This window comes from Dawidia cretensis (assembly GCF_018598175.1).
Classification (GTDB): domain Bacteria; phylum Bacteroidota; class Bacteroidia; order Cytophagales; family Cyclobacteriaceae; genus Ohtaekwangia; species Ohtaekwangia cretensis.
In genome coordinates this window covers 54,678-76,740 of the sequence record NZ_JAHESE010000019.1, presented here as the reverse complement: position 1 = coordinate 76,740, position 22,063 = coordinate 54,678, and the positions used below count along the sequence as shown (strand labels likewise).

Below are 22,063 nucleotides of genomic sequence, written 5' to 3'. Positions count from 1 at the left end.
ATGTAAATATCGGTGTATGCCAGCGGCGTGCGCCGTATATTAATTTCACGTTAGCTATATACTCGTTATGGAAACAACTATACAACCTCTACAACAAAAGGAACGACTTTTCATTCTGGATGCCATTCGGGGCATAGCCCTGTGTGGCATCCTGATCCTAAACATCGGTGGCTTTGCCCGGCCTCATCAGGCTTCGCGCCACCTATTAGTGTACAACGAAACATCCCCCGTGGATCTTGCCTCCTGGTACGTTACCAACTTCCTGGTGGAAGGTTCGTATCGCGGCTTGTTCTCGATGTTGTTTGGCGCGGGCATGTTGTTGCTCGTACACCGGCTCGCCAAGCAACACACAGGCTTAGCCGCGGCCGATATTTATTACCGGCGGCTGATCTGGCTGTTGCTCTTCGGCCTGTTTAATGCGTATGTATTGTTATGGTTTGGCGACATCCTCTATGCGTATGCACTTTGTGGGCTTTTCTTATTCCCCTTTCGTAACAGCTCTATTAAGCTACTGCTGGTGCTCGCTATTTTCTGCTTTGCGGTGACGGTCTATAAAGGTTGGTCCCGGACTACGGAACGACTGGCGGTGCGCGAACGAGCCCTCGCCGCCCTGGCCCTCGAGAAACAGCAGAAGGCACTGACCGACAAACAACAAGAGGATCTCAAAGCCTGGAAGATGATCGAAGAAAAAAGCAGTATTGCCAAACTGCGCGAGGGTGCCGAGAAGAAGGTCAGCGATATGCAAAAGTCCTACCCCGAAGTTTGGGAACACCTGGCCCCGATGATACGGGCATTTGAAAGCACCAAGATCTATGACGCCTTTTTCTTCGACGTGATGCTGTTCATCTTTCTGGGCATGGTATTCTATAAAACGGGCATCCTGACCGGCGACAAACCTTTGTGGCTGTACGGTGTGTTTGTTGTCGTGGGGTATACGCTGGGATTCGGCTGGGGCATCCTGGAAGGGAATGCTTACCGCGCGGCGAACTTTGATTATTACCGGTACCTGGAGATCCGACCTATCAAGATCGAGATATATCAGTTACACCGCTTGTTGGTTACGTGCGGGCATATCGGATTGATTGTGCTGGTGTGGAAGAGCGGCTGGATGGATTGGTTTCTTAAAGGCTTTGCCAACGTGGGTCAGCTGGCGTTTACCAATTACCTGATGCAGTCGGTGCTGTGCACGTTGTTCTTTCATGGTTATGGTTTGGGATTTTATGGTAAGCTTACTCGCAGCGAGCTTTGGTATGTTGTCGTGGGGGTTTGGGTGTTCCAGATTATTTTCAGCGCGATATGGCTGCGGTATTTTCTCTATGGGCCATTGGAGTGGGTGTGGCGGAGCTTGACGTATTGGAAGCGGCAGCCGTTGGTACGTGCGGCAGGGTCCATTGAGACAGTTAGTGCATAAAAACAAAAAGCCCCTCGCTGCTGACGGGAGCCTGTGTCAACGGAGCTAACAGCCGCACAATTTCATGGCTGTGGGATAAAAATTCTCTTAACACATAAAAGTATTTCCCCTTGTAACCATTCTTCAACCATTGATTAAGAAGATGCTACTTACACGCTAATAACTAAGCAATTTTAATGAACCCCAAATTACTTTAGACCCTTCAGGGATGTCAGCACTCTCCGGAACATATATATAACTATGATCCGGTGGAGTCACCGACACCAACATAAGATCGCGTTTTTCCAATTCATGAAAATCACGTTCAGCCAGCTGCGAAAATTCACGGCACGGCTCAATTACAAATAGTTCTTCTTCAACTGAAAGTACTTTAATGAGATAGACATTCGCTCTAATCTCAGACTCTCCGTCAGATATACCTGCGTTATAAGCTTTTAACAATTTAATATCATCGTAATCCGCTGAAATATCTAGTAGCTCAAATTTTCCCAACTCAATCCCCTTCATTTTCCTAACATCACAGGAAATCAGAGAAATAAACAGCAAACAAAAGATCAACAAATACCTCCTCATAATCAATCTATTTCCGCGGGATGACCCCCCATATTTTTATACAAATGACCCGATTTATATAATCGATACATTCGATCGGGCTGGACTTTTGTTAGGCCAGTAGGGTCATTGGCGTCATATTGCTGCGAGCAACGCGGTGGATAGGAGTACAAGAATATAAAGGATAAATCACAAAGAAAACTCCTTGAACTGCATTAAAAGGCATAGTATAACAGGCTTAGAGCCGTTGCGGTCGCTAAACTGCACACGATTGCCATAAGTAAGGCCTTAAAAAAATATATTCACGCGATTGATAAAAACTGCTGTTCTGGGCGATTTGACGAGAGCATAAAAAAAGAGGGTATCTCAATATTGAGACACCCTCCCCTTTATCTATATCGATGCTTAGAAATTCGCTTTGTCAACATCCCACCAGAGGCGTGTGCCACCGGTGTTCGGACCCTTCAGGCGGGTAACCGCATCTGCAACGGCGGTGCGATTAGTCTGGAACTCAGCCTCGGGATACGGAAGTCTTCTGATCTGAACGTCCGTGTCGATCGAACCACCACTTCTATTCACGTAAACCGGGAACAGCTTGGGATAGCCTGTGCGGCGGAATTCCGTCCACGCTTCCATGCCTTCGGGGAACATGGCAATCCATTTCTGGGTTATGATGCGCTCGAATTTGCGTTCGTCGCTGTCTCCGTTTTCCCAGGCGATGGTGATGTTCGACGGTGCGTCAATGTTACGCTTGTCGTTCAGGGGATCTATGTAGTCAGCTTGTGTGCTGGTGTTGTCGGACAGATAGCTACCGATATTGGCACCCCACTGTTCCATCGATACCTGTACGCCCTTTTCATAGTTCGCTTGCGCGTCGCCCGCACCAGCCCAGCCACGCAGGGCAGCTTCGGCTTTCAGGAACCATACTTCCGCGGCAGACATAACGTGCTGGGCACGTGTCTGGGTAAACGTCGTCGCCGTGTTGAGGCTCGAGTAAGGCGTGTATCTCGCTTTCTCGTCGATGTCGGAACCTATACGAATACCGATGTACTGGCCGGAGAAGTCCGGGTCACCAGTGGCAGGAGTCGTTGTCCGCGCAACGTATATCGGCAGACGCGGATCGTTGTATCCCTGCAAGTAGGTAATAACGGCTGCGTTGACGCGGTTATCAGCCCACTGTTCGGTGATCATGAACAGATCGCTTGTACCGTTGGTTACCTCACGGGCGGCATCGTCGGCGGGTACTTCCATCAATCCGCCAGCGTGGGCGAGAGCCTTTTCTCCTTCACGCTTGGCAACTTCGGGAGCTACCTTTACGATGTGCGTGGCGAGACGCAGACGCAGCGAGTTGGCAAACTTGATCCATTTGGTATAATCACCTTCGTAGAACAGGTCCACCGATTCAAAAGGTTTCTGACCGGCGTTGGCAGGATCGCTTACAAATGCTCCGAGGTTATTTACAGCAGTATCGAGCTCCAGAAAGAACTGGTTATAGATATCGGACTCGTTGTCGTAGGCGATGTTCGTAGCCGATTTTCCCGCCGCACTGTACGGAATAGGACCGAATTTCTCCGTTACGCGATGCATAGCTTCGACTTTCATAATCAACGCGACAGCCCATAGGTCCGGGTTGGTTTGACCCAGTCCGCTGCGCTGCATCTGGTCGATATTTCGGAACACGAATGTATACATGCCTTTAAAGGCGTTGTTATTCCAGCCGTCTACCAAGCCGTAGTTCATGTTGTTTTGAAACGAAAACGGGTGCGGCGACATCATATAGCCCGCGTAAGCATCCGCACCCAGGTTCTGGGCAGTTTGATAGTCGTGGAACAGCTCGTGCTGCATGGTGGGAAACAATAGCTTCGCATCGTCACCTACGCCGGTGTTATCCGTATTATAATCTTCGAAGTTGTCCGTACAGCCCACCATTGCGGCGGCCGTCAGGAATGCCAGAATATATTTTTTCATAGCTATGTAGTCTTTTATCGTTAGAGAGTAACATTAACCGAGAAACCGATATTGCGGGTCGCGGGCTGGCTGAAAATGTCTACACCGGAAAGACCGTTACCCGTCGAGAGCGTGAGCTCAGGATCGAACGGAGCATCTTTGGAAATGTAGAACAGGTTACGGCCGATGAGCGAGAAGCGAAGGCTTTTCACCACGTTACTCTTCATCGGGAACGTATAGCCGAGCGACGCTTCACGCAGGCGTACAACGGTAGCGTCGTACATGTATTGGCCCATGATGCCGTTGGGGCCACCGGTAGTACCATACCATGTCTGGGCATCGACCGACGAAACAGCTTCGCCTTCGGGGTTGACCGCATTTACGGGTACGCCACCTTGCGCTCTTGCATCACCCGTCCTTTCAGAAACACCATACTGGTCCATGAGGGCTTCCGTCATCGACAGTACCTTTCCGCCGAAGCGGCCGTCTACGAGGACGTTGAGTACGAAGTTGCCGTAGTTAACCGTGTTGGTCCAGCCCATGGAGAATTTGGGGGTAGCGTTGCCGATGAATTCGAAGTCCGTCGTACGACTGGGAGCTCCGTTTTCATCGAGCATAACACGGTCCTGATCGTCGCGCATCACTTGGTAACCGTAGATGTCACCCGTCATACCGCCTACTGCTACCTGACCGAGGTACCCAAGGTTGTTGTTCCCAGTAACAACGAGGTTATTGATGCCGCGGTCGGCGGCAATATCGATCACTTCGTTTACGTTACGCGAGCCGTTGAGCGAAGTATTCCATGAGAACTTTTCGCCGCGGATCACATCGTAGCCAACCATAAATTCGAAGCCTTTGTTTTGCACTTCGCCTGCGTTGATATACGCTCTTTCGTAGAGGCTGGCGGCAGAAGGCGTCACCTCAATGAATTGATTGAACGTATTCGACTTGTAGTAGTTGAACATCACGCTGAGGCGGTTGTCAAAGAACTTCAGGTCGGCACCAACTTCGTACGTGCGGGTACGCTCGGGCTTGAGGGTAGCAAACGCCATCACACGACGCAGGTCGATCGCACCGGTGCTGGGATTGGTATAGTTTTGCGGGTTAGTCACGTACAGCGGTACCGTGTTACCTACTTCGGCGTAGTTCACGCGAACTTTCGCGAAGGTAATAGGAGCCGGCAGGTCTACTGCATCCGACAAAACACCGGAGAGACCTACTGCAGGATAGAAGAACGAAACGTCGGGTGTAAACGACAGGTTCGAAGACCAGTCGTTACGACCAGTGGCATTCAGGTACAACCACTCGTGGTAGCCAATGTTAACAGTTCCGAATACGGACTGCAGCTGTGTGTGGTTTTCGGGAATCGTCTTGGTGGCGTTCATGTCGCCGCTTACCAATACGTTTTGCGCCACAAAGAAGTTCGGGTTTCTCAGGCCGAGGCTACCGGGACCGGTTTCCAGTCCAACGCGGCGGCTATCGGTAATGGAGGTACCCACGAGACCGTCAATTCTAATAGCGCCATCCATCGGTAGGTTGAACGTCAGCAACGCGTCGCCGTACTTTTGTGAAAGCGTCTGGGAATTGTTGACGTAGAAACCGTTGGCTGACCCGCCCGTCAATGTAGCATGTGTACCGGAGTACATCTTGGCTTCGAAAATATCCTCGATGTGGTCCATGTTACCACGGAGTTGCAGGCTGAGGTATTTATTAAACTCATACTTCACGCTACCAGACAGCAGGTACCGCTTACGGTTTGCTTCGTTGGTATTTCTGTTGGCAACCCACCACGGGTTTTGACGAATATCTTCTGTGTCTATCCAGTTCTGGCGATCAAAGCCTTCAGCACCGGCAAACTCGTACTGATTTTTGTACGGCATGATGTCGGCGTTACGCGGGAACAGGTAGAGACCTACAAGCGGGTTGAGGTACAGACCGGCATTGGGTGCATTGTTGATCGTCTGCGTGGTATAGTTGACGCTGGCATCTACACTCAGCTTCTTGTCCAGGAACTTGGCCGTCTCACGCAGGGAGATGTTGTTACGATCCAGGTCGTTGGTCGGCATAACACCCTTTGCGTGGGTATTGGCATATGAGAAGTATGTTTGCGCGATTTCGTTACCGCCTGACAGACTGAGGGAGTTTGTCCAGTTTGTACCCGTGCGGAAGAATTCGTCTGTGTTACGTTCGCCGGTTCCGGCTGCGCCTGCGCCCCAGCTTTGTTTTGCAGTTGCCGTGGTTCCACCGTAGGCATTCTGGAAATCGGGCGTATAGGCCACGGTGCTTGCCGTGAAGGTCGAGTTGAAGTTTATTTGTGTCTGCCCTTCTTTGCCTTTCTTGGTCGTGATAAGGATCACACCGTTGGCAGCCTGGCTACCGTAGAGGGCCGATGCCGAAGCGCCTTTCAGCACGCTGATGCTTTCGATATCGTCGGGATTGAGCGTAGAGATCACGTCACCACCATCGACGTTGGTCGAGCCGCCGTACGCGCTGTTAGGCTGGCCGTTGGAGTTACCGCTGTTCGTTACGGGAATACCGTCTACTACATACAACGGCTGGTTAGAGCCGGAGAGTGAACGGTTACCACGCAACACGATTTTTGACGAACCACCCACACCCGATGCGCTAGGCGAAATGCTTACGCCCGGCACTTTACCGTTCAGGGTATTCATCAGGTTATCCGTTTTTACGCGTGTCAGCTCGTCGCTGCTTACTTGCTGCGTAGCATACGTCACCGTTTTTTCAGAGCGTTTCACACCGAACGCGGTGACTACCACCTCGCCGAGTGAAAAGATGTCTTCCGTCATGCCGACGTCGATCTGTGTTCTGTTGGCTACTTCAACTTCTTCTGTACCGTAACCGATAAAGGAGAAGACGAGCGTACCAGTGGCGAGAGCCGAGTTGCTAAGGGTATAGTTACCCTCGGCGTCGGTAGATGTTCCGATTGTTGTGCCCTTCAGCACAACCGAAACACCGGGCATTCCATTCCCTTCAGAAATGGACGTGACTTTTCCAGTAACCGTCTGCGCACCTGCATAGGCACACACCAGCAACAAGAAAACTGTCAGCGGGATGCGAAACGTTGTTTTCATAAACATGTTAGCGTTTAATGTTGTTAAGTTAGTTGCGGTTATTGCTAAACGCTTTTAGCTTGCTAGCTAAACCTATTTAGCAAAACGGGCGCAAAGTAGAATGCGTGAAAATGAAAAACAAGGACAGCCAACAACCGTGGACGCCAACGCTTACAACGTGTGCGTACACAATGTACTGTCCGGTTTGGAAAAGAGGGTTTAACGCACGCATTAGGGCATCCGGCCTTGCGGTGCATGTAAGATTAAATTTGCACGGCGCACATCTTCTTTAATTTTTTAATGCGACTACTTACCGTAATCTGGGGGAGTGTTTTTGCACAACGATATACACGCGATCTACAAAAACAAAGCCCCACTGAATCAGTGGGGCTTTGATGTTACATATATATTATAGAATCGTTACTCGATGACGAGTCGTTGCTGCAGTGTTTCTTTTTCTGTCTTCAGTTGGATGACGTATATACCTTTTTGCCAGCCGGAAACGCCAATCTGTGTCGTTCCTTCTTTCGTCACCGCAGACGTGTGCGATACCTGTCCGGTAGACGTGTTGACGATTTTTATGTTGGCCTGACCTACAGTGCCTTGTATGCTGACACCGATGATTTCGCACGCCGGATTCGGATATACCGAGAGGCCCATACGCGCCGCTTGTGCCGTGCCGTACACTTCAAACTCGTACAGGGAATAGCCGTATGTCGTGCCGCGGGCAGTGCCATTCATGCGTACATAGCGCGCGGCTATCGACGTGATGGCGATGTCATCTGCAGCACCGTCGCCAGTCGTCGTGTTATATACTTCGTTCCAGGCGTTGCCGTCGGTCGATACTTCGAGCGTGTAGTTTTTCGCATAGGCATTTTCCCACACCAGCTTTACGCGGCGGATGTCGTACGTCGCGCCCAGGTCAACCGTTATGGATTGCGGATCAATTCCTTCGAGGCTCGCCCACCGGGTGGCCACGTCGCCATCGATCGCCAGGCCGGGCGGGAAGTTGGCGTCTTCGAGGGACGACGCTACGGCTGTTTTGTTCAGCGCCAGGTTCACCAGTTGCTCTTCGCTGGCCGGTGTGCCGTATACTTCTACTTCCCACAGGGAGTAACCATAGACGGTGTTGCGTTGAGTCGCATAGATGCGCACGAAGCGGCCGGTGCCTGTTACCGGGATGTCGTTCGTGCCACCGGTGGCGGTGGTTGTGCTGTAGAGCTGTTTCCAGTCGTTGGCCGCCGGATTATCAGACACCTGTACTTCGAATGCCTTCGCATACGCGGTCTCCCATACCGTGCGTACGCGGTTGAGGTCGTAGCGTGCGCCGAGGTCGATGTAGATCCATTGCGGATCGCTGAACAACGTCGACCAGCGGGTTGTCAGATTGCCGTCGACGGCGTAAGCCTTCACATAGTCTGTGGTCTCTTCTGAAGAAACGGTAACGGGTTTGTTGCGGGCAATGTTCACGGGTGTTACCACGCTGACGCTATTGCTTACAGCAGAGCTGTTGCCTGCTGCGTCTTTTGCTTTGACGGTAAAGGCATAGGTGGTGTTCTCTGCCAAGCCCGTGGCTGTATACGTCGTGCCGGTTGTCGTCGTTGCCAGTATGCCATCTTTGAATACGTCGTACCCCGTAACGGCTACGTTGTCGGTTGAGGCGTTCCAGGCCAGGCTGACGCTGCCGGACGCTACCGCGGTGCTGCGCAGGTTGGCCGGTGCGGCCGGTGCCTGGTTGTCGGCTTGTGTGCCGTATACTTCCAGGGCGAAGATGGAATATCCATAGGCTGTGGCGCGGGCCGAGGCAGCGATGCGCACATAGCGACCAGTGGCGCTCAGGCCGGTGTGATCATTGACCACGGTGTTGTTACCCGCGATCGCTTTCACTTGCTTCCAGTCGTTGGCGGCGGGGTTGTCGGACACTTGTATTTGATAGGCGGTTGCGTAAGCAGCTTCCCATGTGATCTTCACACGGTTGACGCTGTACGGACCGCCGAGGTCTACATAGATCCACTGGTCGTTGGAGAATGTAGATGACCAGCGTGTGCTGTAGCTGGCGTCTACCGCGTACGATGCCGCGTACTGCGAATCTTCCGTGGACGATGCCGTGACGGTTTTGTTCAGCGCCAGGTTGTTCGGCACTGGTGTTGCATTGTTACAAACATTGCCGAGCGTGTTGTAGATGGAGTTGATGTCGCCGTATTCGGACGCAATGTCCCAGATCATGATACCGGCCGCGGTAGTCTTGGCCAGGTTGGATTTCTGAACGTGCTCGGCTGTCGTGTTGTGCTGGTCGTAGAACGGAACGCCGAGCATGCGCTTGTTTTGCGGCACACCACGGTTGGTCCAATATTGCATGGCGTCGCGGGCCATGGAGTACGGACCATAGCACATGATGTTGAGCAAGTCTACAATGCCGACGTTGTCGTAGTTGTCACCATAGAAGGGGCTTTCGGCTACGGCTGCTGTGAACAGCTTGCCCATGCCGTGCATGCGGGTAGCGATAACGGGAGCGAGTGCATTCCAGCGTGCTTTTGTGGTCGGATACTCCCAGTCGAGGTCGATGCCGTCGAGGTTGTATTGTGTCACCAATCGCGCGCAAGCATCGGCCAGGCGGTTGATGGAAGCTGTGTTAGTAGAAATTGCTTCGAACGGCGTGTTGCTGGGCGATGAATCCAACCACCCCCCCACTGACAGCAGCACTTTTACGCCGGCTGCGTGACCACGGGTCACCAGGTCGGTCAGTGCGGCGGCGCCACCCACGCCGCCGATGTTACCATCGGTGCCGGGAATTACGAAGGCATAACAAATGTGCGTGTACTTGCTGTAGTCAATTTTCGCAGGAGAATTGATATAGTAGTTTCCGCCGGCTACCCACGAAGGATAGTAGCCTACGACATTGTAGCAGGTCTGCGCGAAGGCGCTGCCCGCAAACAACAGTAGTGAGAACAGTAATAGTAGTTTTTGTTTTTGCATATATAGTACGATTTATCGTTTTTGCGCTGTAACTTTTCAGGCTACACATTTGTTATACCCCTTAGAGGGCTATAGCAGCGCGTAAAAGTAAAGGAGCAGGTAAGAGTACACTGCTCCGTTTAATAATTGGCGATAACCGTTCAATAATTACAAAATACCCTTACACAGTCCATCGAAATGTATAGGGCTCTATCGTTTACTTCAGTTACTCTTCGTATTCAAACTCCCACTGCGCCACACCGGTGTGCTCACCCGTGTTGGAGGATTTGTAACGAATGGTCTGTTTTACCGGGAGGCCATTGAGGTACGTATACTCGTGAGAATATGGTACCGAGGTGGGTTTGGCAGGTGTGTAATAACTGCTGCTTTGGCGGATCTTGTTGTTTTTGGATACGCTCTCGAAGAACATGTCGGTGAAGCCCAGCAAGCTGTAGGGATTGACGTTGTCATCAAATTCATAGTACGTCTCGTTGGCAAAGCGATTGGAGTCGTCGATGGTTTTGCTGTAGACGATGTTGTCGCCGGACATCGACATGCGGTATTTGAACCACCGGCCGTTGCTGCTTTGATAAAGCGCGTTGATGGTGTCTCCTGCTTCGTAGGTAATGGTGACGTCGGTGTCGATGTCTTCGTCCAGGTGGATGGCAGAGACGCGGCCTTTTGTGTCGTACGTATAGTTCGTGGTGCTCATCGAGCCTGTTTCTGTGCGGGTGCGATCGATCTGCGTGACTTTGTTGCCTGCGTAGGTGAATGCGTCGGTCCAGAGAACGTAGAACTTTTCTTCTTCAATTTCATACGACGCATATTCTTCGCGTTCGAGGCGGCCGGAGGATGAGTAGAAGAATGTGCGGGAGTAGCCGGGGCGAAGGGTGCCGTCGCTGCGTTGCATGGACATGACGACGGAGAGGAGTCGGGGGTTGTTCCCGGCGGCCTGGTGGTCGTCGTCGGAGCTACAGCGTGTTAAGAATAGTAACGACAGCGTAAGGTAGAGTAGGGGGTGTTTCATCGGGGTGTTTTTAGTATTGCGGTTTATTTAACGCGATACTGTTTCCTCCGGACGTATTTGTAGGAATAAAAAAACTCCGCGAGACGGAGTTTCTTTTGTTTTTGGGCTTTGCCTGGAGCGTCATGCGCGTCGCACAAGGAAAAAATCATGGGCGACGCGGCGGCCGCTAAATAAAAGAAGAACGTTCTTGCGTGTATAATAGTGTAAGCTTGTGCATGGCGCGCGTGCAGGCGATGTAGAGCATACTTTTGTCGACGGCGGTGTTGTAGTTACGGGCCGACACAAAGGGAACTACGACCTCATCGAACTCCAACCCTTTTGACAGGTGGGCCGTGGTAATAATGACGCCTTCGTGAAAGGCCGTGCTGTCGGTTGTCAGCAAATGTACATGCGGTGAACGCAGCTCATTATACAGATAAGCAGCCTGGTCACGCGTTTTGGCGATGATGCCAAGGGATTGATAGCCGGCTTCTTTATAGGTGGCAACATGATGTTTGATGGCGGCCGCTTCTTCCGCATTGCTCTCAAAACCTTTCACTTGCGGCTCTTCGCCGTGGCGCTCCATGGGCAGGAGGTCGGGGTTGCGGAACAGGCGTTGCGCGAAGGCGGTGATCTCCAATGTCGAGCGATAGCTTCTGAAAAGCTTCACCACATCGCCTTGCGGAAATACACGCTCGATCGTTTCCGCCGAAGATGCGCTGTAAGGATTCACTTGCTGGCTGACATCGCCCAGGATGGTCTTGCGGCATTTGAACAAGCGTGACAGCACCGCATATTGAATGGCGGTATAATCTTGCATCTCGTCTATCAGCAAGTGCTTTACGTGATCATACGCAGGTATACCTTCCATGCGTATTTTACAATAGATCAGCGGAAAGACATCAGAATACTCCAACACCTCACCCTGCATCATGCGGAACATCTCGGGCTTGCCAATGAATTTATAGAACTCCCGGTATACTTCCATGACGTTGGTCAGCTTGAAGATGCGCGGTACGGCTTCCCATACTTTTGCTTTTTCCTGCCCCGTGAGTTTACGATTTGTCTGACTGCGGATGTGTTGGAATACATCTTTGACCACTTCCGGAAACCGCTTCAGGAGCGGTACCCGATGGTATGTTTTTACGCGCTCCTGGATGAACGGCCAGGGTACGATCACGCCGGCGACGCGAATCTCCGTTTCGTTGAAGTAGTGATTTTCGAGGTGAATAATAAAGCGGTTGAGCTGGCTGAGAAACTCGGGGGACGCTTTGAATTTAATGCGTTCAATGAAGGCTGCATCGGGATTTTCCAACACCGCGTATACCTGCTCGAAGAAGGTCTGGAACCGTGACTTGTTTTCCAGCAGTGTATCGGCGAGCTCGTCCATGCCCATTTCGGGGATCTGCTCCTCTCCCAACTCGGGCAATACGTTGGAGATATAGTCAGCAAAGACTTTGTTGGGCGATATGATCAGGATGTCTTTGGCGGAGATTTCTTCGCGGAAGCGGTATAACAGAAAGGCTATACGGTGCAACGCGATGGACGTCTTGCCGGAACCGGCTACTCCCTGGATGATCATGACCGGGGCTGTTTCATTGCGGATCACTGCGTTCTGGTCGCGCTGAATGGTGGCCACGATGTTTTTCATCTTCTCATCCGAGGCCTTGCTTAGCTCCCGCTGCAACACGTCGTCGTGGATGTTGACCGAGTTTTCGATCATAAACTCCATCTGACCTTCGCGGATCTTATACTGACGTTTGAGGGTGATCTCACCGTTGATCTTACCACCCGGCGTTGTATACCACCCAGCACCAAGCTCGAAGTCGTAGAACATCGACGATACTGGGGCGCGCCAGTCGTAGATGAGGTTTGCACGCTCGTCGGCAAAGGAGTAGATGCCAATGTATATCAGGCTCTCCTTGTCTTTGCCATCTTGTAAAAAGTCGATGCGCCCGAAATACGGAGATTGTCCCAGTTTGAGCAGCTTGCGTTTTCGGGACACGGCCGACTCGCCTGTGTAGGCCATACGGTTGATAGACTGCTCGGAGGCGACCATGTCGGCCTCATCCATGCCCGACTGGTGCTCATACAAGTATTCCTTGCTCTGCTGTAGCTCGGCCGAGTAACTACGCACCGTATCATCTGCACGCCGGATGGCATACAGCAGTTTTTCCTTTATGACTTCGAGATATTCGCGCTCTTCCTGCTCTGTACGATGGATCATCGCGCAAAGGTAACACGATTTTGAAGAAAAGCGCCGGTAGGGATGGCGTAGCTTATTCGGCGACGACCTCGGCTGGTTTGCCTCCTAAGGCATATTCCACTCCCCAATCACGCAGCACGTTCAGAGCAGGCATCAGGGCTTTCGCTTTGGGAGTGAGAAAGTATTCTACGCGGGGTGGTATTTCGGGATAGATCACACGCTCCAGCAGGCCGTCGCGCTCGAGGTCGCGCAGTTGGGTGGTGAGCATTTGTTTGCTGATGTCTTTCATCATCATGCTCATTTTACCAAAGCGGTTGATGCCGTTGCTGACCAGATAAATGACCAGCATTTTCCACTTCCCGCCGATGATTTCCAGTGTTGCCGTTACGGGGCAGTGCTCCAGGTCTTTTGTCTTTACCGTCATAAGTAATTGATTTTCAGCATTGGTCCATAAATATAGACTAGATCAGTAAAAAGTATCTACTAACAAATATAAGACTGTCTCGTTAGTATTGCAACACCATTTCTGTTCGCGACAAGTGGCTGCGTGATTTCATTCTCACAGTTTAAAAACCTATGTATTCCATGAAAAAGTATGTTATTACCGGATCGATCGGGCACATCAGCAAGCCTGTCGTAGAGGGCTTGGTGAAAGCCGGAAAAGAAGTGAACGTTATTACCAGCGATGCCGCCAAAGTATCCGCGATCGAGGCCCTGGGGGCAAAGGCCCTGGTGGGTTCTGTGTCCGATCGCGACTTTGTCAAGCGTGCGTTTCGCGAGGCCGATGTGGTCTATACCATGATCCCGCCCATCTGGCAAACAAGTGATTGGCGCGCGGCGCAAAATGAAGTGGGTAGAATCTACATCGAAGCGCTGCAAGGCAGCACGGTAAAGTATGTGGTCAACCTGAGCAGCATCGGCGCGCACCTCGGCAACGGTGTAGGCCCGGTAGACGGCCTGGCCGATTTTGAGAAGATGCTGAACGGTTTACCCGGTATACAGGTGAAGCATCTACGCCCTGGCTATTTCTTTTATAATCTCATTACGCAGATCGGGCTCGTCAACCATGCCGGTATACTGGGTGATAATTTCGGATCAGAGGGTCAGAAGATACCGCTGGTCCACACACGCGATATTGCTGCGGTGGCATTGGAAGAATTGCTCAACGTGTCCTTTACCGGCAAATCGTTCCGGTATATTTTGAGCGACTACCGGACGATGCAAGATGCGGCACGCGTGCTCGGACAAGCCATTGATAAGAATATACCCTGGGTTGTCTTCACGGACGAACAGGCACTGAAGGGTGCGTTGGATGCCGGAGTGCCGGCGTCGCATGCCGGACCGTTCGTAGAGATGGGTGCAACGTTGCGTAGCGGACGGATGCAGGAGGATCTGGAAAAGCATGCTCCCACCCCCGGGCCGACAAAGCTTGAAGACTTTGCGCCTGAATTCCGGGCTGCCTTTACGGCAGCTTCGTAATACGGAAAAGAGCAGAGGCTGTCACAACACCTTCGCGACAGCCTCACTCTTGTTCTTAACCTAAATCTTTCGTTTCTATCGGTTGTAATCGTTGCGGGGTTGATTCCCCATTTGCAATGTCAGCTTGCCCCCTTTCTTGATATCGTCGAGGGCGATGAATGTTTTCTTTACCTTTCGGCCGTCGAGGCTCATCGACTGCACATAGATATTACCACTGCCGTTGTTCTGCGTTTCGATGACGAACTCTTTGCCTGTAGCATACGGTGCGCGGAGCTGAATTGTGATCTTGTCGAATACGGGGCTGGCGATGCCAAGCGTCGGTTTTAGGTCTGTGAGGCCTTTGACGTCGAACAGACCTATGCTGGCAATGACATACCAGGCGCCCAGTTGGCCCTGGTCTTCGTCCTGCCCGTAGCCATAGCCGTGGATGCCGGTGGTGCCATAGAACTCATTGCAGATGGCGCGTACCCACTTCTGCGTCAGCGACGGCTTACCCGAGTAGTTGAAAAGCCAGGATATATGAAGGTTGGGTTGGTTGCCTTGATTATACAAACCCGCCAGGCCAGAGAAGGCGTCGAGTGTAGTGCCACCACCAAAGGCGTTCTTTTGCGATAAGGTAAAGATGCTGTCGAGGCGTGCGTTGAACTTATCCTGGCCGATCTTTTTGATCAGGCCCTCCGGATCATGCGGCACGTAGAACGTATACTGCCACGCGTTACCTTCCTGGAATCCGCGCCAGGGTTCGCCGGGTTTAAAGTTGTCAATGAATTTGCCTTCGGCAGTCTTCGGATGAACAAGCTTTAGCGTAGGGTCGTAAATTTGTTCCCACCCGCGGGATAGGCGCAGAAGTTTTTCATAGTCGTCTTTTTTGCCCAGGGCCTTAGCCCACTGCGCGACGGCATAGGCGCTAAAGGAGTATTCCAGGGTGTGCGATGCCGAGAACTTCCACATTTCTTCCCAGTCATTGCCTTTGTCGAAGTGCGGCACGTAGCCATACTTTACAAATTGATCGACGTCCAACTTGCCGGCGCCACGCGGGCGATCTTCACCTTCGACCTCATTCTTGAGCGACGCCTGGTAAGCCAGGTTAACGTCGAAGTCGCGGATGCCCGCCATGTAGGCGCTGGCCATGACAAGGCTGACGAAGTTGGTGCCCACGCCCGAGACATAGCGGCTGTTGGCGATGCCGTCGCCGAGCCAGCCGGCGTCTTTATAAATCAGGAGTTGGCTTTTAACGAAGTCGGAATAGTACTCGGGATACGCGATGGCCCAAAGCTGGGTGAGGTTCCAGAAAGCTCCCCACACGGCGTCAGTGTTGTAATGATGGTGCACGGGATTGCCGCTGGCGTCGAGCGCTATTTGTCCAACGGCACCGTCGTTTTTAGGATACGCGCCGTTTACGTCACTCGCCAGGCCGCGGCCCAGTAAGGCATGGAATAGGCCGGTATAAAACTTCACTTTGTCTTCGCGCACGGTACCTTCTACCTTGATCCTGCCGAGGTAATCGTTCCAGGTGGCATGTGCTTGTGTCCGCGCCTGGTCGAAGGTAAGCTCACGTGCTTCGGTTTGCAGGTTCAGACGCGCGTTGTCGATGGACGTATATGAAAAGCCGGCCTTGACCGTGACGCTTTCCTGATCCTTTGTGTTAAAGGTCAGGTATAAGCCCGCGCCCTGGCCGACCTGCTCGGTGCCCCCGGGGTTCGCCCTTGCCCCCTGAAACACGCCAAAGGCGGCGGGTTTCTTGTCGACCACCGCAGAGAAAAACATGCTCACCTCTGCGCCGGGTTGATACTTCTGTACATAGACAGGCAGCGTGGTAACAAAGCCCTCGATGCGGCCGTCGGGTGTCATGTATACCCGGGCATCTTTAACGCTACCGCTTTCGCCCTGTTTGTTGCCAATGTCGAAGAGAATGTGTGATTGATTGCCGGCCGGGAAAGTATAGCGGTGCAGGGCCGTGCGTTTGGTTGCCGTCAGCTCCGCTTTTATACCGTGGTCTTTCAGTATCACGGAGTAATAGCCGGGAGCGGCTACTTCGTCCTTCCGGTCAAACCGCGAGCGATAACCCTCTTCGGGGTTTTCCAGCTTGCCGGGAATGGTCTTGAGTGTTCCCGTCGACGCCATGAATACGATGCCGCCCACCTGGAATTCGTGCAGGTTCGGAAAACCCTCGATGGATTCATGCCGGTGGTCATAGCCAACGGCATCCCACCCGTGCACATTACCATAATGCGCGTTGGTAGCCGGGGCAGGTTTCGCCATGCCGAACGGTACGGCCGACGGTGTATAAAAGAACCAGCGGCTATGCGCCGTGCCGATGTTCGGATCGACAAACTGCGTATAGTCCTGTTGTGCCAGCGCCGCCGTGGCGACAGTCGTGAACAGGCACGCAGCCAGTATGGTTTTTAGAGATGGTATGTTCATTGCTGTGGTTGTTTCAGGGTACCGGATCTTTATACTGCGCTTGCAGGACTTTGAGCTGCTGTTGCAGTTCTTTAACCGTCGCGGCATACGCAGCGTCGTTGTATACATTGTGCATTTCGTGCGGATCTTTCTTCAGATCGTATAGTTCCCACGCCTGCACAGGGTCATAAAAATACATAAGCTTGTAGCGTTCCGTGCGGATACCGTAGTGGGCCGTAGCACCAAACGACTTCTCATAATAATGATAATATACAGATTTACGCCAGTTTTTATCTTTCCCTTTTTGCAGCAATGTCTTCATCGACACCCCCTGCATATCACCGGGAACCGTAATACCGGCGAGGTCGAGCAACGTCGGGGCCACGTCGAGGTTGAGCGCATAGTCGTCTATCTGCCGGCGTTGTGGAATACCCTTCGGGTAGCGGATCAACATCGGCGTACGGAACGACTCCTCGTACATGAACCGCTTGTCGTACAGGCCGTGCTCACCCAGGTATACACCCTGATCGGACATATACACTACAATGGTGTTTTCCGAGAGGCCCTTGTCATCGAGGTATGCTAATACACGGCCAATGTTGTCATCCACCGAGCGGACACAGCGGAGATAGTCTTCCATAAACCGCTGGTACTGCCACCGCAGCCGCTGGTCCTTGTCTTTGATTGCCGCGAACGCTTTGTACGAGGAGCGATAAGCGTCATCCCACGTGCGGCGTTCGGCCGGTGTCAGGCGCTCCATTTCGCGTTGAAATTCGGCTGGAGCCCAACTGTTCACCTTCGTAATGGCGCATGTGTCGCACGGCACTTTGCTGTCGTAACGAATGTCGAGGCCCTCTTTCATAGAAATCAACTGCCGCTGCAAGGCTACACGCCCGGCGTAGTCGTCGTAGAAGTCGTGCGGCAACGGGAACTGGCGATCGTTGAAGTCCTGTAAGTATTTGAGCGGCGGCATCCAGTTACGGTGCGGAGCCTTATGGTGTAACATGATAAAGAACGGATTGTCGCGGTTGCGCTCGATCCAGTCCAGCGCCAGGTCGGTCGTGACATCGGTAACGTAGCCCGTATAGGTAGTGTCTTTACCCATGTTGATAAAGGCCGGGTTGTAGTAGTGGCCCTGGTCGGGCAGAATGTTCCAATAATCAAAACCGGTGGGCTGACTGAACAAATGCCACTTGCCAACCAGCGCCGTTTGATAGCCGTGCTGCTTGAAGATCTTGGGCAGCGTCTGTTGTTTACCATCGAAATATGTACCGTTGTCACGCTGGCCGTTCAGGTGTGAATACTTGCCGGTAAGAATTACCGCGCGACTGGGACTGCACACCGAGTTGGTCACAAATGCCTTGCGCATCAGAGCACCCTCGCGGCCGATGCGGTCGATGTTAGGGGTTTGAATCAACGCCTTGCTATACGCACTCACGGCCTGGTATGCGTGGTCGTCCGCCATGATAAAGATGACGTTGGGCTTGCGCCCCGACGCCGATTGCGCTTCCACCTTCCCGCCCGTACCTGCCAGGAAGATCAACAGACATACGATGCGGGTTATCTTTCTTGTACTTTCCATGTTTCCGTTCCGTAAGGTTTCATCCAGAATGTTTGGCCGCCGGCAGTACGCTCTTCGTTGTCGCAGGCGGTTACACGGACGGGACGGATCGCGCCCCACGCGAATGTCGATTGCACCGCCTGGTTGGACAGGTTAACCAATCGTACCAGGTAACCCTTACCATCCTTCGCAGGCCGCACTGTCGACACCGCGATCTTGTTGTTACCGCTTACGCTAAACAGCGACTTGTAGGGTACGGCATTGTTTGACAGCACGGCAACTAACGGCTGGGCAATCTCGACACTGCGCTGCTTCGCCTCGTGCGAATATGGCGTCAGGGGGATAATAGAATACCGGAATGTTACCGGGCCTGATTGAGAGGCCTTGTAATTTGTCGTCCACGAGTTATTCATCACCCAGGAGTATACCGTCGGCGACGATGTTGCAAACCGGCTCCAATCGAGGAACTCGCGCGTATCAGACATCCACGCCTCGCCTTGCAGTCCCCCTACTTCCAGGATCGGCGTACCCACCGTCGTCAGCAACACATGCTGCTGTATGCCGGAGATCGAGACACCATTGTTGACCGAGTAGAAGTTCTTATTAGCACCTGACAGTTGCTCGCGCTCGGGACGAATCTCACCAAAGGGCAAGTCGATGACTGTTTCAGCGTTGTGTACATTAAACGGAAAGGCAAAGCGTACGCTTTCAAATGCACGAACGTCCTTCTTATCGACGGTATTCCTGATATCAACGCGGTTGATACCCTTGTACACCGTAATCTCGCGCGCCAGGCTATGGCAGCCCGGCGCATCAGACGTGACGCGCAGCGTAGCCGACACCGGCCCCTCATGTACGCGCTCGATGCTTTTCACCGACGTGACATACTGCGGCGACTCGGCATTACGCCCGGTGTAAATATAGTCATTCAAACCTCTGCCGGCGGCGTAGTTGGTGACACCTGACTGCAGCGTGGTAATGGCGCCATTCCGCGGATCAACCGTAACTGAAACGAGACCATTTGACAAGGTATTGCCTTGCCCGGCAAACGGTGTCTTCGCTACGCCGGCGGGTTGCTTTGCGGCAACCAGGCGGTATACCCGGGAACCCAGCGGCTGTACATCGGCCGCGATGAATGTCCAGGTGTTGTTGCCGGTCTGTTGCAGGCTCACCTCATTATTTTTATCGTCCATCAGCTTCTTCCTTCTCAGGTCCTGCGCCGTCGTGACACTGACCACGTCCGTACGCGGCCAGAGGTTGGTGTTCAATACCTGGATATACGGGCCGCGATCCTCCACGTTTAACGCCCCATGCAACGCCTGGGTTATTTGCTGCGTTACCGAGTCGGCACGCAACGCGAAGGCTTGCTTTTGCTTCCACAGCGCGCGTGTAAATTCCGCGTCGGGGTCCGGCCCGCTGGCCGACGCACCCCACGTATGTTCGGAGAACAACGCAACGTTTCGCCAGGCATGGTAAAAGCTCTCCGACGGATAGCCCGCCGGCTTCGCGATGGACCACAATATTTCCAGTTGGTTGAGACGCTCCGCGTTGTAACGATTCAGCGACAACTCCGCTGCTGTCGAAGCTGCTCCGTCTTCCCAGTACGGTGTGAAGTCACCTTTAAAGATGGGTAGCTCGTCGCTATACTCCTGCTCGAAGCGGGTAAAGAGTTCTTCCGCCGTGCCGATGTGGAACTGCGGTGATTCATATTCTTCGTTCCACTTGCGGATGATATCCGGCATTTCCGTATCGGGCGGGCCGTTGTCGCCGTGCACCGTATAGCGCAGGTAGGAATACCGGTATGGAAACTCCTTCGACTCGAGCGTATTCAGGTATTCCCACACCGGATCGAGGCCGCTGGAAGAAAGCCGGCCCGCGAGCCAGTCGTGAAAGAACGAGTACCCCTTGCCGGCAGACCAGCACAAGATCTTTTCGTCGCCCGACGGCGACTGCCAGTAAAACGGGTAGTCGCCCCACTCCTTGTGCGCCAGGCCGACGCGACTACCGCCCGTCTCCAGGTGAGGCACATAGTTGGGGGCCATGGAGAAGTACTTCATGCCGTTTTCCGCCATGGCAGTCACCATGCCCCATGACGCCCCCGGTACGTCCGACATCATGACGGTACGAACGTCTACACCCAACGCCTGCCCCACACGATGCGCATCGTCGAACAGGTGGGTCATTTCTTCCTGCTTGCAAAGACCCGTCAGAATGTTGCCCACAGATGCGTTCAGTGCGATCTGGCCACTCTTCACGGCTTCCTGAAAGGCATGCATCTGCGGCGTGCCTTTGTAACGTGTCAGGTATTCGTTTACCGGCCACATCGTCTCTACATTCCATTTAAAACGGGCACCCTCGGGATAGTCCTTAGTCCGCGCCGCCAGCGTTACCGCTTGCTCGATGTTGCGCAATTGCAGCCGCATGACATCTTCGTGGCGGTGGGTATAGCCGATATCGAGGTGCGAATGCGGCAAAAAGTACACTTCCCACCGACGCGCTCCTTCCATCGTCACGTTTTTCTGTACCGTACCCTGACGGCTGCGGAACGCGACGTCTACTTGCACAGCCTCTTCCATTATACCCGGCGGGAACGTGGCGGTAAAATCGTATAGTCCCATTCTGGAGGCGGGAATGCGTTCACGCGTCTTCTTGCCTGCAAACGACAGCTCCACCGTGGCGCCGTCAAACAAAGGCTTATCAAACTTGAGCTTGTATTCGCGGCGTGGGCCTTCGGGTGTCTTGCGGTAACCTTGCGTGGGCAGGAACTCAACCTCCGTGATCTTGTCGATACCGGAAAGACTGCGCCTGCTCTTTTCGTAGAACCGAATCTCGCTTAGCCCATAGAAGTTTATATTCTGGTTCTTCCAGGCAGCATCCTGCTGGGTCTGCTCAGTGCCATCGTGATAGTAATTTCCGCGCTGCAAATCGGCGGTAATACAGAAATATTTAAACGGTATACCGTGCAGGTCCAGGTGGAAGTCGGCAGGTTCTTCCTGGCGGCCCACGGATTCGGGCAAGACAAAGTAATCTTTCGCGCCGTCTTTGAGCGTTTCCCAATGTTCACCGTCGCGCGAGTACTGCAGGTATACTTTCTGCAATCCGCGTCGGGTGTGGTCGTGTTGGTTGTGGTTCCAGATCTCCACAAAGTCGGGTTTGCGCTCCGTGTCGAATTCATAGAGCAACCATACCGCGCCGGCGCGCGTCTGCGGACGAGCCTGCACGGGTGTATCGGAAGGTTTCGAGATCCACATGGATTTCCCCAGATTTTGTGAACGGTGGAAGTGGCCTTTCATACCACTTCCATTGATGGTCTCTTCGTCATTGAATCCCGGAAACGAACTGCTGGATTCAACCTTCAGGGCACCTGCCGGCACCGGCGTGTATACGTCGATCTGTTGGGCGCCGGCGCCATTTATTTGACAAAACACAGCCACCAACAGGCAACTGCTGTATAATAATTCCCTGATCACCA

Annotated in this window: 12 protein-coding genes; 2 read left to right on the top strand and 10 right to left on the bottom strand. The window is 52.9% G+C overall.

The genetic code is table 11. The features are described from left to right. The first annotated feature begins 67 nt into the window (after window positions 1-67). The gene (locus tag KK062_RS17755; protein WP_254085678.1) at window positions 68-1,411 is read left to right on the top strand and encodes a DUF418 domain-containing protein; all 1,344 of its coding nucleotides are present in this window, start codon (window positions 68-70) and stop codon (window positions 1,409-1,411) included. A gap of 156 nt (window positions 1,412-1,567) precedes the next feature. Here the strand turns inward: KK062_RS17755 and KK062_RS17750 are convergent, their stop codons facing one another. The 7 genes from KK062_RS17750 to KK062_RS17720 all read right to left on the bottom strand — a co-directional run bounded on the left by KK062_RS17750 (window position 1,568) and on the right by KK062_RS17720 (window position 13,572). After that, entirely contained in the window at window positions 1,568-1,918 is a 351-nt protein-coding gene (locus KK062_RS17750) for a hypothetical protein (protein WP_254085677.1), read from the bottom strand. Between the two features lie 450 nt (window positions 1,919-2,368). After that, entirely contained in the window at window positions 2,369-3,931 is a 1,563-nt protein-coding gene (locus tag KK062_RS17745) for a SusD/RagB family nutrient-binding outer membrane lipoprotein (RefSeq protein WP_254085676.1), read from the bottom strand. 20 nt (window positions 3,932-3,951) lie between these two features. Further along, window positions 3,952-7,002, bottom strand: a complete 3,051-nt coding sequence (locus tag KK062_RS17740) for a SusC/RagA family TonB-linked outer membrane protein (RefSeq protein ID WP_254085675.1) — start codon at window positions 7,000-7,002, stop codon at window positions 3,952-3,954. Window positions 7,003-7,401: 399 nt separating this feature from the next. Beyond that, complete coding sequence (locus tag KK062_RS17735) at window positions 7,402-9,957, bottom strand: discoidin domain-containing protein (RefSeq protein WP_254085674.1); 2,556 nt, start codon at window positions 9,955-9,957, stop codon at window positions 7,402-7,404. 205 nt (window positions 9,958-10,162) lie between these two features. Further along, entirely contained in the window at window positions 10,163-10,963 is an 801-nt protein-coding gene (locus KK062_RS17730) for a hypothetical protein (protein ID WP_254085673.1), read from the bottom strand. Window positions 10,964-11,129: 166 nt separating this feature from the next. Next, window positions 11,130-13,169, bottom strand: coding sequence for a HelD family protein (locus tag KK062_RS17725; RefSeq protein ID WP_254085672.1), 2,040 nt, complete (start codon window positions 13,167-13,169; stop codon window positions 11,130-11,132). Window positions 13,170-13,221: 52 nt separating this feature from the next. Next, complete coding sequence (locus tag KK062_RS17720; protein ID WP_254085671.1) at window positions 13,222-13,572, bottom strand: winged helix-turn-helix transcriptional regulator; 351 nt, start codon at window positions 13,570-13,572, stop codon at window positions 13,222-13,224. A 161-nt stretch (window positions 13,573-13,733) separates the two neighbouring features. Between KK062_RS17720 and KK062_RS17715 the strand changes: the two genes are divergently transcribed. Continuing rightward, window positions 13,734-14,627, top strand: coding sequence for an NmrA family NAD(P)-binding protein (locus KK062_RS17715; RefSeq protein ID WP_254085670.1), 894 nt, complete (start codon window positions 13,734-13,736; stop codon window positions 14,625-14,627). 75 nt (window positions 14,628-14,702) lie between these two features. Here KK062_RS17715 and KK062_RS17710 read toward each other — a convergent pair whose 3' ends face one another. Genes KK062_RS17710 through KK062_RS17700 form a run of 3 tightly spaced genes read right to left on the bottom strand, consistent with a single transcriptional unit; the run spans window position 14,703 to window position 22,061 of the window. Beyond that, window positions 14,703-17,051 (bottom strand): GH92 family glycosyl hydrolase, encoded by a 2,349-nt coding sequence (locus KK062_RS17710; protein WP_254085669.1) that lies wholly within the window; start codon window positions 17,049-17,051, stop codon window positions 14,703-14,705. Between the two features lie 13 nt (window positions 17,052-17,064). Continuing rightward, the gene (locus tag KK062_RS17705) at window positions 17,065-18,612 is read right to left on the bottom strand and encodes a sulfatase family protein (protein ID WP_254085668.1); all 1,548 of its coding nucleotides are present in this window, start codon (window positions 18,610-18,612) and stop codon (window positions 17,065-17,067) included. Further along, window positions 18,591-22,061, bottom strand: coding sequence for a glycoside hydrolase family 38 N-terminal domain-containing protein (locus tag KK062_RS17700; RefSeq protein WP_254085667.1), 3,471 nt, complete (start codon window positions 22,059-22,061; stop codon window positions 18,591-18,593). The genes KK062_RS17705 and KK062_RS17700 overlap by 22 nt, the downstream gene beginning before the upstream one ends. Window positions 22,062-22,063 lie beyond the last annotated feature (2 nt).